The 15,654-nt window shown below is 62.1% G+C and carries 14 protein-coding genes; 11 read left to right on the forward strand and 3 right to left on the reverse strand.

All coding sequences use genetic code 11. From position 1 onward, the window contains the following. Window positions 1-36: 36 nt before the first annotated feature. The 7 genes from AC5Y5O_RS25870 (at window position 37) to AC5Y5O_RS25900 (ending at window position 9,164) form a co-directional block, all read left to right on the forward strand. Window positions 37-1,554 carry a flavin-containing monooxygenase gene (locus tag AC5Y5O_RS25870; RefSeq protein WP_012394815.1) on the forward strand — a complete coding sequence of 506 codons (1,518 nt, stop codon included), beginning with the start codon at window positions 37-39 and terminating at the stop codon, window positions 1,552-1,554. Next, entirely contained in the window at window positions 1,551-2,516 is a 966-nt protein-coding gene (locus AC5Y5O_RS25875; protein ID WP_012394814.1) for an alpha/beta hydrolase, read from the forward strand. The genes AC5Y5O_RS25870 and AC5Y5O_RS25875 overlap by 4 nt, the downstream gene beginning before the upstream one ends. Window positions 2,517-2,577: 61 nt before the next feature. After that, a complete protein-coding gene (locus AC5Y5O_RS25880) occupies window positions 2,578-4,113 on the forward strand; it encodes a flavin-containing monooxygenase (RefSeq protein ID WP_012394813.1) in 1,536 nt (511 codons plus the stop codon). Between the two features lie 115 nt (window positions 4,114-4,228). Continuing rightward, entirely contained in the window at window positions 4,229-5,686 is a 1,458-nt protein-coding gene (locus AC5Y5O_RS25885; RefSeq protein WP_012394812.1) for a cytochrome P450, read from the forward strand. After that, complete coding sequence (locus AC5Y5O_RS25890; protein ID WP_012394811.1) at window positions 5,683-6,336, forward strand: transglutaminase-like domain-containing protein; 654 nt, start codon at window positions 5,683-5,685, stop codon at window positions 6,334-6,336. The genes AC5Y5O_RS25885 and AC5Y5O_RS25890 overlap by 4 nt, the downstream gene beginning before the upstream one ends. 14 nt (window positions 6,337-6,350) lie before the next feature. Next, on the forward strand, window positions 6,351-7,976 hold the full coding sequence (locus tag AC5Y5O_RS25895) for a fatty acid--CoA ligase (protein WP_016889183.1): 1,626 nt from the start codon (window positions 6,351-6,353) through the stop codon (window positions 7,974-7,976). A gap of 66 nt (window positions 7,977-8,042) precedes the next feature. Further along, window positions 8,043-9,164 carry an acyl-CoA dehydrogenase family protein gene (locus AC5Y5O_RS25900; protein ID WP_016889182.1) on the forward strand — a complete coding sequence of 374 codons (1,122 nt, stop codon included), beginning with the start codon at window positions 8,043-8,045 and terminating at the stop codon, window positions 9,162-9,164. Between the two features lie 136 nt (window positions 9,165-9,300). On the opposite strand, the gene AC5Y5O_RS25905 is transcribed toward AC5Y5O_RS25900, so the two are convergent. Continuing rightward, window positions 9,301-9,780 (reverse strand): transposase, encoded by a 480-nt coding sequence (locus tag AC5Y5O_RS25905; RefSeq protein ID WP_078321963.1) that lies wholly within the window; start codon window positions 9,778-9,780, stop codon window positions 9,301-9,303. A 356-nt stretch (window positions 9,781-10,136) separates the two neighbouring features. Between AC5Y5O_RS25905 and AC5Y5O_RS25910 the strand changes: the two genes are divergently transcribed. Then, a complete protein-coding gene (locus AC5Y5O_RS25910; RefSeq protein WP_012394808.1) occupies window positions 10,137-10,673 on the forward strand; it encodes an HD domain-containing protein in 537 nt (178 codons plus the stop codon). Window positions 10,674-10,683: 10 nt separating this feature from the next. On the opposite strand, the gene AC5Y5O_RS25915 is transcribed toward AC5Y5O_RS25910, so the two are convergent. Next, window positions 10,684-11,151, reverse strand: a complete 468-nt coding sequence (locus AC5Y5O_RS25915; RefSeq protein ID WP_012394807.1) for an NUDIX hydrolase — start codon at window positions 11,149-11,151, stop codon at window positions 10,684-10,686. A 5-nt stretch (window positions 11,152-11,156) separates the two neighbouring features. Beyond that, entirely contained in the window at window positions 11,157-11,975 is an 819-nt protein-coding gene (locus AC5Y5O_RS25920; protein WP_012394806.1) for a hypothetical protein, read from the reverse strand. Between the two features lie 239 nt (window positions 11,976-12,214). On the opposite strand from AC5Y5O_RS25920, the gene AC5Y5O_RS25925 reads away from it, so the two are divergent. The 3 genes from AC5Y5O_RS25925 (at window position 12,215) to AC5Y5O_RS25935 (ending at window position 15,584) form a co-directional block, all read left to right on the forward strand. Then, complete coding sequence (locus AC5Y5O_RS25925; RefSeq protein WP_011893911.1) at window positions 12,215-12,559, forward strand: SCO3933 family regulatory protein; 345 nt, start codon at window positions 12,215-12,217, stop codon at window positions 12,557-12,559. An 89-nt stretch (window positions 12,560-12,648) separates the two neighbouring features. Then, window positions 12,649-14,082, forward strand: a complete 1,434-nt coding sequence (locus AC5Y5O_RS25930; protein WP_012394805.1) for an FtsK/SpoIIIE domain-containing protein — start codon at window positions 12,649-12,651, stop codon at window positions 14,080-14,082. Further along, complete coding sequence (locus AC5Y5O_RS25935) at window positions 14,079-15,584, forward strand: replication initiator (protein ID WP_012394804.1); 1,506 nt, start codon at window positions 14,079-14,081, stop codon at window positions 15,582-15,584. The genes AC5Y5O_RS25930 and AC5Y5O_RS25935 overlap by 4 nt, the downstream gene beginning before the upstream one ends. Window positions 15,585-15,654 lie beyond the last annotated feature (70 nt).

Raw genomic sequence — 15,654 nt, forward strand, 5'->3', positions numbered from 1 at the left:
GGATAGGGTAAACATCAAAGCGCACGTGAGGAAGTAATGGGTTCTGAGTCTGGGCAGCACTACGAAATTGTAATAGTCGGAGCCGGGTTTTCTGGGATTGGTACAGCGATCAGCCTGTTGAAGGCCGGATTTGCGGACTTTCTTATAGTCGATGACGCCGATGGCGTCGGCGGTACATGGCACTGGAATACGTATCCGGGAATAGCGGTCGATATTCCGTCCTATAGTTACCAGTTCTCTTATGAGATGCGAACATCCTGGTCACGTACTTACGCTCACGGGGATGAGTTGAAGGCTTATGCAGAGCGGTGTGTAGAAAAATACGGACTCCAAAATTACATCCGGTTCAACACGACTGTGGACGAAGCCTGTTTCGACGAAGGCGCCGCACTATGGCGGCTGAGCTGCTCCTCTGGTCAGAATCTGACCGCGCGTTTTGTGATAAATTGCTCTGGCGTTCTCAGTCGGCCGAAGTGGCCTGATATTCCAGGAGTGCGCGACTTCGCCGGCGTGACGCTGCATACGGCCAGATGGGACCATACGAAAGATCTCACCGGTAAGCGGGTGGCGGTGATCGGGACTGGGGCATCTGCGGTGCAGCTGATTCCCGAAGTCGCGAAGATCGCATCAAGTCTGACGGTCTTCCAGCGAACGCCGATTTACTGCTTGCCGAAGCCGGATTTCTCCATACCGAGCTGGGCCGCGACAGTGATGCGGTTGGTGCCAGGGGCACAACTGATGACGCGCACTGCGAGTCAGGCGTTCGTCGAGTTCACATTTCCCATCGCAGCTCATTTTCACTCGTTGATCCCTGTGTCGGACCTCATGGAAGAGGCGGCGAAACGCTATATGCGTCGGGCGGTCGACGATCCGGTGACTCGAGACCAACTCATTCCTCGCTATTCGTTGGGTTGTAAGCGACCGAGTTTCCACAATTCCTATCTCGCAACGTACAACCGTCGCAATGTTTCGCTCGAGACCAGCGGCATCACCCATGTCGACCATGCCTCGGTTCACACTGAAGATGGCAAGAGTTATCCGATCGATGTCATGGTCTTGGCCACCGGGTTCAAAGTGATGGAGTCGGGCAATATGCCGACTTATGTGCTGAAGGGACGCGGTGGAGTGGAGCAGTCTGCCTGGTGGGATGAGCACCGCCTCCAAGCCTTCGAGGGTGTGAGCGTCCCAGGGTTCCCGAATCACTTCAATATCTTCGGTCCCTATGGTTACAACGGCTCCTCGTACTTCACACTCATCGAGGCGCAAAGTCGGCATATCGTCCGCTGTCTTCGTCGTGCGCGCACGCTGAAGGCTGATTACGTAGAGGTCAGACAGCAGGCGAACGATCGCTACTTCGGTGACATGGTTAGCCGCCGACATCGACAGGTTTTCTGGCAGCCGAGCTGTTCCAATGCCAACAGTTACTATTTCGACAAACACGGCGATGTTCCGTTGCGTCCGTCAACTACCCTGGAGACTTACTGGCGTAGCCGCACCTTCCGGCTCTCCGATTACCGATTTGAACGTCGCGCAGAATCCGTTGGCGCACGGTGACCAACACTGATGCGGCGGACCGGCGCCCCAGTCTTGCAAGTCATTTCGTGGCAATGACTTCGCGAAACACACTGCGTCCGCTGTCGCAACTCATCCCGTCGAGCGCCCACGGCCTCGCGGTGATGGATCGCGTACTCCGGATGGCGCTTGTGGGATCGCGGCCCCGCCGAAGCGTGGCGGTTCGCACAATAGATACCGAGTTCGCCGGGAATCAGATACGCGGGGATTGGATCACTTCTCCTGCAGTCGATCCACACGCGGTTCCGTTGCTCTACATTCATGGCGGCGCCTACTCCATGTGCTCACCGGCTACCCACCGCGGCCTGCTCGGTGAACTTGCCTCCGCGAGCGGTCGGCCCATCTTTGCGGTGAGGTATCGGCTAGCTCCACGCTATCCCTTTCCCGCTGCCGCCGACGATGCACTGAACGCATACCGCTGGCTCGTCACAGGGCAGCCTTCGGCTTCCGGCGAACGCGGTGTTGCGGTGGCCGGGGACTCGGCGGGCGGCCAGCTCACGATGGCCACCGCCCTTGGCGCACGTAGTGACGGACTGCCGCTGCCGGATTCGATGCTTCTCATGTCTCCGGTCCTGGATCTGACATGTGAACTCGCGAGGGCACGCGAACTTCGCCGCCGTGATCCTTTCGCCTCTGCTCGGTCCGCGGCCCGCGCTCTTGACCTGTACGTGGCTGGTGCAGATCACCGCAATGAGCGAATCAGCGTGCTCGACGCAGACCTCAGGTCCATGCCACCGATCCTGATTCAGGTAGGCGGAAGAGAAATGTTGATCGATGACTCGAGGCATCTTGCCGACCGCCTCCGATCGGCCGGATCAAGCGTTGAGATACAGGTGTACCGGGGACAGATCCACGTGTTCCAAGCCATGTTCCGAATCCTGCCCGAGGCTCGTGAGGCGATCCACCGCGCTGGAAACTTCCTGAAAGCTTCGGCCCACCGGTGAAAGTGTTGGGACCGTGGATGCTCCACTGCCACCGCGCCATCAACTGCTTCTTAGCTGTCTCATGACAGGCGGCTTTGCGAGGGATCCTCGAGGACACGATCCGTCGATAGTGATCATCGGGGCCGGCGTCGCGGGTATCGCCATGGCCCATCAGCTGAAGAGGGACGGATTCACCAACTTCACCATGGTGGAAAAGGCTGCAGACATCGGCGGCGTCTGGCGCGACAACACCTATCCAGGAGCGGCTTGCGACGTGCCGTCAGCGTTGTACTCACTCTCGGACAAGCCCAACACTCGTTGGTCGAGACGTTATGCAGAACAGCCCGAGATACTCCAATATCTTCGCCGACTCGTCCTGGCCGACGGAATGGACCTGCATTTGCGCACGCGGACCGAAGTCGTCGAGATGACCTTCGATGAACAGGCCGGCCGTTGGCGTTTGGTGACCGGATCCAGCGAGACGATCTGGTGCGATGTCGTGATTTCGGCCGTGGGGCAGCTCTCGCGACCTCATACGCCGAATATTGCCGGCGAAGACACCTTCGAGGGGCCGCGTTTTCATTCGGCGCGTTGGGACCATTCGGTATCGCTGCGCGGCAAGGAAGTAGCCGTCATCGGGACAGGCGCAAGCGCGATACAGTTTGTGCCACGGATCGCACACGAGGCACAGCGCGTAACGCTGTATCAGCGCACGGCGCCTTGGATTTTGCCGAAGTGGGACAGCAGGTACGGACGTCTTCACCAACAGCTGATTAAGGTTCTGCCGCTGTGGCTGCGTCTTGAGCGTTTCGCGGTATGGCTGATTTTTGAAGTGCTCGCAGTGACGTTGGTCGACGCGAAGCCCTTGTCACGCATTCTCGGCGCGGTCGCCCGCTACCACCTCCATCGGCAGGTTGCCGATCCAATGCTGCGCCGGCAACTCACGCCATCAGATGCGCCGGGGTGCAAGCGGGTGTTGTTCTCGAATGATTACTACCCCGCGATTGCCAACGGTGAAGTCTCGTTGGTGACCAACGCGGTTGCGAAGCTTTGCGACAAGGGAGTCGTGACCGACGATGGCGTACTCCATCGCGCGGATGTCGTCATTTACGGAACAGGTTTCCGCGCTACCGACTTCCTCGCCCCGATGCGTGTTCGCGGCTGGGGCGGAGTGACTCTGGACGAGGTGTGGGGGACGCAGGCGCACGCATACCTGGGCATTACAGTCCCGATGTTCCCGAATCTCTTTCTCCTCTATGGCCCGAACACGAATGTCGGTTCCGGGTCGATCATTTACATGATCGAGTCTCAGGTCCGCTATGTCGGTGCCCTCATCAAGATTTTGGCGAGTGACCCAGGGCGTACGGTCGACGTCAGGCCAGACATCGAGCAAAGCTACAACACACGATTGAGCCGGCGGCTGCGAAGGTCGGTGTGGGCGCTTTGCGCGAGCTGGTACACGACCTCGAGTGGCGCGATCCCGACGAACTGGCCTGGGCCTACATTTGCCTACCGGATCCTCACCCGCAAACCACGCAGTCACGATTATCTATTCAGGCACGTTGAACGCCTTCAGTTAGACGGCCCGAGTGAGAACCGCGCGAGGCTGCGCAGATGATCCGGGTCGCAGGCGGTGTCTAACATTTCACTGTTAACTGTTCGAATATTGACATTCAGCACATCTATGTAAACTATTACCAGATACCCGTGCAGCAGAGCGCCCAGGAGGCATCGTGGCTAATCAGCTTCTCGCAATCACGCGTCACCCCAAGGAGCGGTTGACGTCTGTCCTGTTGGCGCCCGCCCCCCGCGTCGTCGATGACAAATGGCGACAGTGGAGTCGGGACTGGAGAGTCCGGGAACTTGCGCCGGCCCCCGCCGGATCTGGGCTGAGAGCCGTCCTAGGGGACGCTGGACTCCCGTTGCTGGGGCACACTGTCGACTACATCCGATTTGGTTCAGAATTCAGTCGGGAGCGTTACGAACGTTTGGGCTCGGTGTCGTGGATGGGCGCATTCGGTACCAAAATGGTGGTCATCGCCGGTCCAGACGCAACGCGTGAGGCGTTCACAAGCGAAGCCAAGGCCTTTTCTCAAGATGGCTGGTCCTTCCTGATCGATGCTTTCTTCCATCGCGGGTTGATGCTCATGAGCTTCGACGAACATTTGATGCACCGGCGCATCATGCAGGAGGCGTTCACGCGTCCTCGCCTGACCGGATATGTCGGGCAGGTGGCCCCGTGCGTTCGCGCAGCCGTGCCCGCGTGGCCGACCGGTCCGTCGGTCCGGATCTACCCGTTGTTGAAGAATCTCACCCTCGATATTGCCACGGATGTCTTCATGGGTGGCCGCGGCAAGGACGAGAGCGCTGCTGTCAACGAGGCGTTCGTGTCCACTGTTCGCGCGGCGAGTTCCTTTGTGCGAGTTCCACTCCCGGGCACCAGGTTCCGCGCCGGCGTGCATGGGCGGCGCGTGTTGGAGGACTACTTCTCCCGACACCTGCCGGCCGCGCGTGCAGGCGAGACCGACGATCTATTCGCCGCCCTCTGCCAGGCGACCACAGAAGACGGTGAACGGTTCTCCGACGAGGATGTGATCAACCACATGATCTTTCTCATGATGGCCGCCCATGACACCTCCACGATCACCACCACTGCTGTCACCTACTTCCTCGCTAAACATCCTGAGTGGCAGGAGAAGGCAGCGGCGGAGGCGCGGTCCTTCGGTCACGATTCGCCAGATATCGACGAACTGGAGCGGATGACGGTCCTCGATCTGATCCTCAAAGAAGCTCTGCGTCTGCTGGCGCCCGTTCCGCTGGTGATGCGCAAGACCGTCCGCGATGTCGCCATCGACGGCTATCACATCCCCCGTGAAACCTTGTGCGCAATCACACCCGCCGTAAATCACTTCGACCGCAGAATATGGAGCGACCCGGACCGTTTCGATCCGTCGCGCTTCGATGAGCCCCGGCGCGAGGACCAACAGCACCGATTCGCCTGGGTGCCGTTCGGCGGGGGGGCGCACAAATGCATTGGGATGCAGTTCGGCACACTCGAGGTGAAGGCAATCCTGCACCAGATGTTGCGTACCTACACTTGGACGGTCCCAAACGACTATCACGTGCGTTGGGACAACACCTCGCTGCCCATTCCCGTGGACGGACTGCCTGTGACGTTGCGGCACCGATGAGCGGTGAGAACTCGCCTTACCTGGAGCCCACGGAGTTCCTCGATTGGCAACATGAATCGGTACGCGACTTCGTTGCATCGGCGACCCGCGGCGCGGTCGACGACACCACGAAGGCCATAGCCATCTTCACTGCGGTCCGCGACTCGATTTGGTATGACCCCTACACCGTGACCGATGACCCGCATGCGTATCGCGCCAGCACCATCGCAACTGCAGACCGCGCTTACTGCGTCCCGAAGGCGGTGCTCTTGACGGCGGCCTGCCGAGCAGCAGGCATCCCAGCGCGGCTGGGGTTCGCCGATGTCCGAAACCACCTTCAGACCGAGACATTGCGTGAGCGGATGGGCGGTACCGACGTCTTCGTCTACCACGGATACAGCCTCATGCATCTCTGCGGTGTCTGGGTCAAGGCAACTCCGGCGTTCAATCGCGAGCTATGCGCACGGTTCGGCGTCCCGCCAATTGATTTCGACGGGCGCACAGACGCCCTGCTGCACGGGTTCGCCGGTGACGGCACACAACACATGGAATATCTGAGGGATCGAGGCGCCTTCGACGATCTACCGCTGGCAGAGATCCTGCAAGCGCTCAGAACCCACTACGGGACGCTCATAGGCGATGCGAGTCGCCATCCAGACCTGTTCGCCTGAAGGGCCGATGCGTAATGCACAGCACGATGCAAGACGTCCAGCTCACAATCTCGGCAATTGTCCGCCATGCCGCCTCCATTCACGGAAACAGCGAGGTGATCACCCCCGACGGAATTGGATACCGAAGTATGTCCTACCGTAGCGTCCTGGGGCGAGCGGGCCGACTTGCCAATGCGTTGCGCGGGCTCGGAATAACGGCAGATCAACGGGTGGCCACTTTTCAGTGGAGTAACCAAGAACATCTCGAGGCCTACTGCGCGGTTCCCTCCATGGGCGCGGTGCTGCACACCCTCAACATTCGTTTGGCTCCAGAGCAACTCGCGTACATCGCCAACCATGCCAGCGATCAGATCATCCTGGTGGATGCGTCGGTTGCGCCATTGTTGGCTAGTGCGCTACCAGCGATGGAGTCGGTGCATACGGTCATCGCCACCGGGGGCGGCGACCTCGCTCCGCTGCAGCGATGCGGGAAGACGGTGTTGCGTTACGAGGAGATCCTGGCGCAGCAACCGGAGACTTTCGATTGGCCCGAGATCGATGAGCGTTCCGCCGCGGCCATGTGCTACACCAGCGGGACTACTGGAAATCCCAAAGGTGTTGTCTACAGCCACCGTTCGACCTACCTACATGCACTGACCGCCTGCACGTCGAACGCCCTGGCAGTGAGCGAGGCCGACCGTATCCTGGCCATTGTCCCGATGTTTCACGCCAATGCGTGGGGACTGATCTACGCGGCGTTGATGTCTGGTGCGGACTTGGTATTACCCGATCGCCATCTGCAAGCCGCGCCGCTGGTGTCGATCATCGAAGAGACTCAGCCGACTATCGCCGGTGCAGTGCCGACGATCTGGAACGATGTCGATCGATACCTGGAATCGAATCCCGCCCGGGACATCTCCTCACTTCGGCTGGTTGCCTGCGGGGGATCGGCAGTCCCCGTCTCGCTGATGCGGGCATTCGAAGACAAGTACAACGTGCCTATCGTGCAGGCATGGGGCATGACCGAAACCTCGCCGCTGGCTACCGTCGCACGCGCAGCGCACGGAGTAGGCGAGACCCGTGCGTGGGAGATGCGCGAAAGCCAGGGTCGGCCGATGTGCGGTGTCGAGATCCGGTTGCGTGACGACCACAAGAAGACAGTGCCGTGGGACGGTCGATCAGCGGGTGAAATACAGGCGCGAGGCCCGTGGATCACCGGCGCCTACTTCGGCGACGATGATCCGGACAAGTTCGACGGAGGGTGGCTGCGCACCGGCGACGTCGGCCGGATCGACCCGGACGGGTATCTCACGCTGACCGATCGTGCGAAGGACGTCATCAAGTCAGGTGGAGAATGGATCTCCTCAGTCGAGCTGGAAAACACGCTGATTGGTCACCCGGCGATCTACGAGGCTGCGGTGGTGGCAGTTCCCGACGACAAATGGCAGGAAAGACCGCTCGCCCTGGTCGTGGTTCACCGTGGAGCCGAGGTCGACATCGACCGACTGCGCGCGTTTCTGTTGGACAAGGTCGCCAAGTGGTGGATCCCGGAGCGGTGGAGCTTCGTGTCTGAGATTCCCCGAACAAGCGTCGGGAAATACGACAAGAAGGCCATACGCGCGCGTCACTCCGCCGGCGAGTATCAGATCGAAACGTCCTAAGAAATCAAACCCATTGATATTGAACAGCCGAGAGGGAATCCTGTGACAGCATCAATTTCTCCCTGGATGAGCGCCGAATTGCTCGAGCTTCGTGACCTTGCCGCGAAGTTCTTCTCGACCGAATTGGCCCCACATGCGCAACGTTTCGCAGACCAGCACCAAGTTGACCGAGAATTGTGGCACAAAGCCGGCGAACTAGGCCTGCTCTGCATGTCCATACCCGAAGAATACGGCGGGGGAGGCGGCACATTCGCGCACGAAGCCGTCGTACTCGAAGAGCAAGCCCGAGTCGGGGACAGCTCATGGGGCGCAGGGCTGCACAGCGGAATCGTCGCGCACTACATCCTCCAGTATGCGGCCGAAGAACTACGGAGGCAGTGGCTGCCCAAGATGGCCTCAGGCGAAATGATCGGTGCTATCGCCATGACGGAGCCAGGGACCGGTTCTGATCTGCAGAGTGTCAAGACCAAAGCAATTCTTGACGGTGACGAGTACGTGATCACCGGCGCAAAGACCTTCATCACCAACGGTCAGCAAGCCGACCTGATCATCGTCGTCGCCAAGACAGATCCAAGTCAGGGCGCCGCCGGCATCTCGCTGATCGTCGCCGAAGCCGATCGACCCGGATTCCGGCGCGGCAAGGTCCTCGACAAAATCGGCCAACGCGGACAAGACACCTCCGAGTTGTTCTTCGACGACGTAAGAGTGCCCCGCTCGCACCTCCTGGGCGAGACCGAGGGTCAGGGTTTCATTCAGCTGATGACGCAGCTACCTCAAGAGCGGCTCATCGTCGCGGTTGGGGCGGTCGCGGCGATGGAACTTGCCGTGGAGCAGACACTCAAATACACCCGTGAGCGGGAAGCGTTCGGACGGCCCGTCTTCGGCTTCCAGAACACGAAATTCATCTTGGCCGAAGCTGCAACCGAAACGCGCATCGCACGAGTATTTTTGGACTACTGCATCGACCTACACCTCGCGGGCCAACTCGACGTCCAGACCGTCGCCATGGCGAAATGGTGGACCACTGAGCGAGCGATGAAGGTGCTCGATGACTGTTTGCAGCTCCACGGCGGATATGGGTACATGACCGAGTACCCCATCTCGAGATTGTGGGTGGACCAGCGCGTGCAGAAAATCTACGCCGGCACAAATGAGGTGATGAAGGAAATCATCTCGCGTTCCCTATGACCCTGAACGATTAGCCACCTGCACATTACTCACCTGGGAGGATTGATGGCATCTACAGAGGTGCCATATCGCCACGAAATGGGTGGACATTGCGGATCGGGTGCCCTTCGGGAGTTGATACCAGATGCTCCTATCTTCAGGCAATGAGTTCTTCAGGCAATGAGTTCGTTGGTTCTTCTGCTGGGTTGGCGGAGGGCGTGGTAGATCTCGCGGGCGATGTACGCTTGATGCAGCGCATGATCTCGTTCTTGGTTTTGCCTTCGGCCAGGCGGTGAACGAAGTAGTCGCGGGTGGGCTGGTGACGGCGCATGCGCACCACCAGGATGACGTGCAGGGCACGGTTGGCGTCGCGATTGCCTCCCCAATTGAGCCGGTGGCGGATCGTTTTGCCGCTGGAGGCTTCCAGTGGGCTGACCCCGCAGAGTTTGGCGAAAGCGGCGTCGCTGCCGATCCGAGCGGGGTTGTCGCCGAGGGCGGTCAGCAGCGTGGCAGCGGTGTCGGGCCCGACGCTGTAGCTCGGGTGCGGCGGTGGCGGTGATGGTGTCGACGTGGCGTTCGAGTCGGGCGGCTGCGGTGTCGAGCTGGTGGCAACGTGCCGCCATCGACTTGATAGCAGTAAAGAAAGTTCTCACATCGCAGGCCAGCGGCGGTCAGGCGGGCGTTGGTCGCGCCTGCTGCCCGCGGCGTCTCGATGCGGCGAGGAGCGAGGACAGTCCTGGCTTGTCGTGGTGCCAGGATGCCGTGGCCGTTGAGATGTACAGCGCTCGTCGTCGTGTGCAAGCTTGTGTGGCGGCGGACGGAGGGCGAAGCGTAGCGAGCGGCGCGGACGGGAGCGCCAGCGGACGGGAGCAGAGGGAGTGTAGCGAAGCCCGCAGGTAGCCGCCGGTTCCTCGCGGGCTATGGCGGCCCGGGCTCCGCTGAGCATCAGTTGCGGGTCTGCGCCATGGCGATGGGACTCGTAGGATGGCGGTTGTGAGCGGGATGCTGGCGCAGCGTGCACGGCGAGAGGCCGAGACGCGACTGGTGGGGCAGCTGCGGCGGTTGGCGCATGTGCGGGGTGTCGCGACGACTGCCGAGCGGCTGAGTCGGCGGTTCGATGCCCAGACAGCGGACTCTTTGGTGGCAGCGGCGTGGCTGCACGATATCGGCTACGCACCGTCGTTGCGCCGGACCGGGTTTCATCCGCTCGATGGCGCAGAGTTTGCCCGGGCGGCGGGTTTTCGGGAGCTGGTCGCCTCCCTGGTGGCGTTCCATACTGGGGCGCACGCGGAAGCTGCCGAGCGCGGCTTGTCAGGTTTAGCGGCGTTCAGCGATCCGCCCAGCGATGTTCTGGATGTGTTGACCTTTTGCGATCTGACGACCGGGCCGGACGGGGCGCCGGTATCACCGCGAGATCGATTGATCGAGGTGTTGGGCCGCTATGGACCCGAGGACCCGGTGCACCGCGCGGTCGACGCGGGGCGCGACGAACTGTTGGCGGCGGTCCGACGGGTACGCGATTGGCTGTAAACCCAGCCGGTTAGCCGAGGTAGGGGCTGTCGCGGTGTTGCAGGTAGTGCTCGATGCGCAGTCGCATCGACGGGTGCATGTCCAGATTGGGGATGTCGTCGGGATCGGTCCAGGCGATGTCGGTGCTTTCGTGATCGATGGCCAGGGTACCGCCGAGAACCTTGGTGGTGAAGGACAGAGAGAACTGTTGGCGGACTTCGCCATCGGTGAACGCGACGACATGCTGCGGGTTGGTGTAGACACCGACAAGGCCGGTGACTTCAATGTCGAGCCCGGTTTCCTCTTTGACTTCCCGGACGGCGGTGTCGGCAATCGTTTCGCCGATGTCGTGTCCGCCGCCGGGTAGCGCCCACAGGGTGTTGTCGCGGCGTTTGATCAGCAGGATACGACCCTGTTCGTCGGTGACGATGGCCGAGGCTGACGGAACGACGCTGTTGGGCAGCGGGGCGTTGGGGTCGTTGTAGTAGTCGGTTCGCATAGGGTTCAGCCTTTCGCGCTGAGCGGTCTGGCGCGATCCCAGACCTGGGTGAAAGCGTCTTCGAGGGTGGCCCAGAGCCGTGGTTCGTGGTGGCGCGACAGCACAAGCACGGGGTTGTTGCGCCCGGGTGAGCCGTAGATGTGGAAGTTGACGATCATGGCGTCGTCGACCCGGAAGATCGACGTGTAGAGCGTGGTGTCGTGGGTGCGGATATCCAGCCCCGGGGTATCGGCATGCGGGGCGAGCAACTCCACGGACGTGCGGCAGCGGGCGATGACGGCCTCGCCGATGCCTTCCTCCTTGCCGCGCAGGATCGTGGTGGCAGTGTCAGGATCCCCGACGAGAAACCGCACCGCCACACCGCGGGCGGCGGCGTCGAGCAGAATGTCGAGGAAGCCGTCGAGGGTGTCAAACAGGAACGTGGCCGCCAGGACGAGGATGTCGATGCCGGTGGTGGCGTCGCCGAAATGCTGCTGCCACGTCGTGATCGGCAGCTGGGTGCGGCTGGCATACAGCGTCGCGGTGAACGGACCACCCAGCGACGTCGTCGCCAGCGCGCTCGCGGTAGGGGCAGGATACTGGTTGGGCCACAGGTTGTGCGGTGTGCAGCCAAGCAGCTTAGCGGCGCGGCGGGCGTTGTCCTCGCGGACGTTGTAGTCGATGTTGGCCAGCCAGCGGCGCACCGTCTTGATATCCACGCCCACCGCAGTGGCGAACCTCTGTGGGGAGAGTCCCTTGGCGTGCAGCCGTTGGGTGAGGCGATCGTTGGGGATCGTGGCGGCCTCGGCGTCGCCGTCCTGATCGCCCGTCGTCTCAGCGCACATCTTTCCGTGTCATCCCTGTCCATCCTCAGCGCGTGGTTCCTAGTTTGCCATGCGACTGCCGCCGCCCCGCGGCGGTGATGCCCGTCCGATGCCCACGGGCATGTCCCTGTCGTGTCCGAAATGTCTGCGGCAGTGTCGGCAATGCCTGCCAACGTCCCTCGCTACGTCCGCGATGTCCACGTGAACTGAGCCCAGCGCCGCAACGGGCGCAAACAGATCACGAAAGGAACAGCGGGACAATGCGTTTAAGAATCGACACATCAGGCACACGGTTCATCGTCACCCGAGCGGCCGAGCCGCGGCTGAACTTCGAGACCGGCAGCCCAAAAGTGGACACCGCCACCGGCGTGCCACTGTATGCCGCGCAGCTGTTGGCGTTGGATGACACCGGTGGTGAAGTGCTCAACGTCACCGTCGCCGGGGATCCGAAAGTGACAGTCACCCAACCTGTTTCAGTCGCGGGTCTGGTTGCTATCCCTTGGGCTCAAGGTGATCGCAGCGGCGTGGCGTTCCGTGCCGACGCCATCACCCCCACCAACCCCGCGGCTGCGCCGAGCGATCAAGCGTCCCGCGCGCAGAAATAACCCCATTTGCTGGGGCGCGGCGCTCGTGGGTGTCGCGCCCCAGCACGTGAGCTGCTATCGACCATTCACTCACCAGAGGGACGCCTGTCATGGCATCAAACTACAAAAACAGCAAGAACTCTCAATCCAACGACGACGACTGGATCACCGACCTCATCCTCTCACTGTTCAAAGCGGCCGGGTATCTGCTGTGGTGGGCGGTCCTGTTCCCGGCCATCAGCATCCCGATCATCGCCAGCGTGGCGATGGCCATTACCCATGGCTCACGCGCGGGTCTGATCATCGGTATTGCTTTCGCTGCCGCGTATGCGGGCTGGGCGTGGCTGGACCCGCGATCGTTTCACGGATGGGTCACCGAGCCGGTGCGGCGGCGCTGGTTGACCTGGTCGCGCTACACCCGCACCTGGCAATCGGTGTGCACCCTGCACGGCCTGACCGCCACACTTGGCGAACGCACCTTGGTGCCGACCTTGCAGTCGGTGCGCATCGGCAAGACGACCGACGTCCTGGCGCTGCGAGTGGTCACCGGCCACTCCCTGGCTGATTGGCACAAGCAATCCGAGGCGCTAGCCGCCGCCTGGCGTGCCGACCGGATCGCCATCCGCGCGACCGCGCCCGGAGAGCTACGCATCACCCTGATGCGCGGCGACGTGCTGGCCGACCCGATTGCCCTGCCCATGCCCACGACGGCGACTGCGGTGGATGTGGGGTCGGTGCGGGTCGGGATCACCGAAACCCGCCACTGGTGGCACCTACCTCTGCTTGGCCACCACCTGCTCGTGGCTGGCGCGACCGGCGCGGGGAAAGGTTCAGTGTTGTGGTCACTGATCGCTGGCCTCGCCCCCGCCGTGAAAACCGGACAAGTGCGGCTCTGCGTCATCGACCCGAAAGGCGGCATGGAACTGGGCGCCGGAGCACCCATGTTCACGGTGTTCACCCACGACGCCACTGGCACCACCCTGTACCTGCTGCGGCAACTAGTGGAGGTGATGCACGCCCGCGCCAATCGGTTACGGGGCAAGACGCGCATGCACACCCCGACTCCGACTGAGCCGTTATTCGTGGTGGTGATCGATGAGATCGCCGCGCTGACTGCGTATGTGACCGACCGCAAGGTGCGCAGCGAAATTGAACAGCTGTTGGGCCTGCTGCTCTCCCAAGGCCGGGCCGTCGGCATTTCGGTGGTGGCAGCGGTGCAAGATCCGGCCAAAGACACCCTGCCGGTGCGGCAGCTGTTTACCGTGCGAATCGGGTTGCGGTTGACCGAAGCCACCCAAACCACCATGGTTTTGGGCCAGGGCGCCCGCGACGCGGGGGCCGACTGCGATCACATCCCCGACACCACTCCCGGTGTGGGCTACATGATGATCGATGGCACGGCCCAACCGGTGCGGGTACGGGCATTTCACGTCGCCGACCACGACATCGCCACTCTGGCAGCACGATTCCGGCCACCTCGTGCCGCGACCCGAACCAACCAGTCCAACAGCGGGCGCACCGACACCGCCCGGGGTCAACGGTGACTACTGCAACGACAGCCCCCACGCTGGTGTTGCCCGGGGTTCCCGGCTCGATCGACACCAATGCGGTGGTGGATCAGATGGTGCGCCGCGCGTCCTCGACGGGGTTCGAATCGTGGTGGCGGCGCGCGGAATCTGTTGGCTTCTGCGCCCACCCCATCCAACTCAGAGGTACCGACGAGATAGGCCGCGATCGGGTGGTGTGGACACGGTGCAACAACCGCCGCGCACAGGTATGCCCATCGTGCTCAGACCTGTACGCCCGCGACACGTGGCAGCTCGTGCACGCTGGCACCGCCGGCGGCCACCACAACATCCCCGCAGCAGTGGCCGATCGTCCGCAGGTGTTCGTCACCCTCACCGCACCTAGCTACGGGCCTGTTCACGCCGCCGCGCGTGCAGGCGACAAGAAGCAGCGTGTGTGTCGCGACCACCACCACACTGGCGGCTACCGCCGATGCCCGCATGGAAAACCACTGTGGTGCAGCACAACCCACGGCGAAGGTGATATCTATGCGGGACAGCCGATCTGCGCGGACTGCTACGACTACACCGGGCATGTCCTGTTCACATGGCACCTGCCCGAACTGTGGCGACGCTTCACCATCACCCTGCGACGCACACTGCGCCGAGAGCTACGTGCTTCGGGCGCCGACCCGGATGCGGTGCAGGTCAGCTTCATCAAAGTCGTCGAACTGCAAGCCCGGCTCATCCCGCACATTCATGCCCTGATCCGCCTCGACCCGCCCGACAGCGATGACTCTGGCGGTCATGACTGGCATGCGCCCCTTGCGGCAACCGAACTGGCCACCATCATCCAACAGGCCGTTCGAACCGTGGCCGTGACGGTCACCGACTCATCCTCAAATACAGCGACACGGGTGATCAGGTTCGGCACACAAGTCGACACCCAACCCATCGACAACCGGCACGCCGGCACGGACGGCTCTGCTGTGCAGGAGGATTCACCACACGGCGGGGTTCTTCCAGGCCGCCGCGTAGCTCGCTACCTCGCGAAATACGTCACCAAATCCTTAGCTGACGTCGGGATCAGCGCGCGACGCATCTCCACCGAGGCCATCGCTGACCTCGATGTCTGCGACCACGTTCGGGCGATCCTGACCGCCATCAGCCAACTCGCCGATAAGGGACTGGCCGGTGTCGGTCGGTGGCTGCACACCCTGGGCTACCGGGGCCACATCACCAGCAAATCCCGCCGCTATTCCACCACGATGACCGCGCTGCGCGAACGTCGCGCGGCCTGGACCCGTGAACAACGTTTAAAAAGCACTGCGCACCAACATGATCTCGGCCTCGACTCCACCGATGGCGATGATCTGGTGGCATGGGAATTCGATCGTGCCGGCCCCACCAGCCTCGGCGACCGGACCCTCATCTACTCCGCGGCCGTCCAACACATCCACACCCGCCGCATCGGACTGATCGAAGTCCGTGGCCAAGCCCGCAATCAACAATGGGATCCGCCAGGGGGAAGCGATGGCTGACAGGTCCCGAGCAGCACGTGCTCGCTCCGGGTGTGACGCTCGTCCCGATGCGCCGACGGTGTCAGAGGGG

Source organism: Mycobacterium sp. NGS40 (assembly GCF_059812735.1).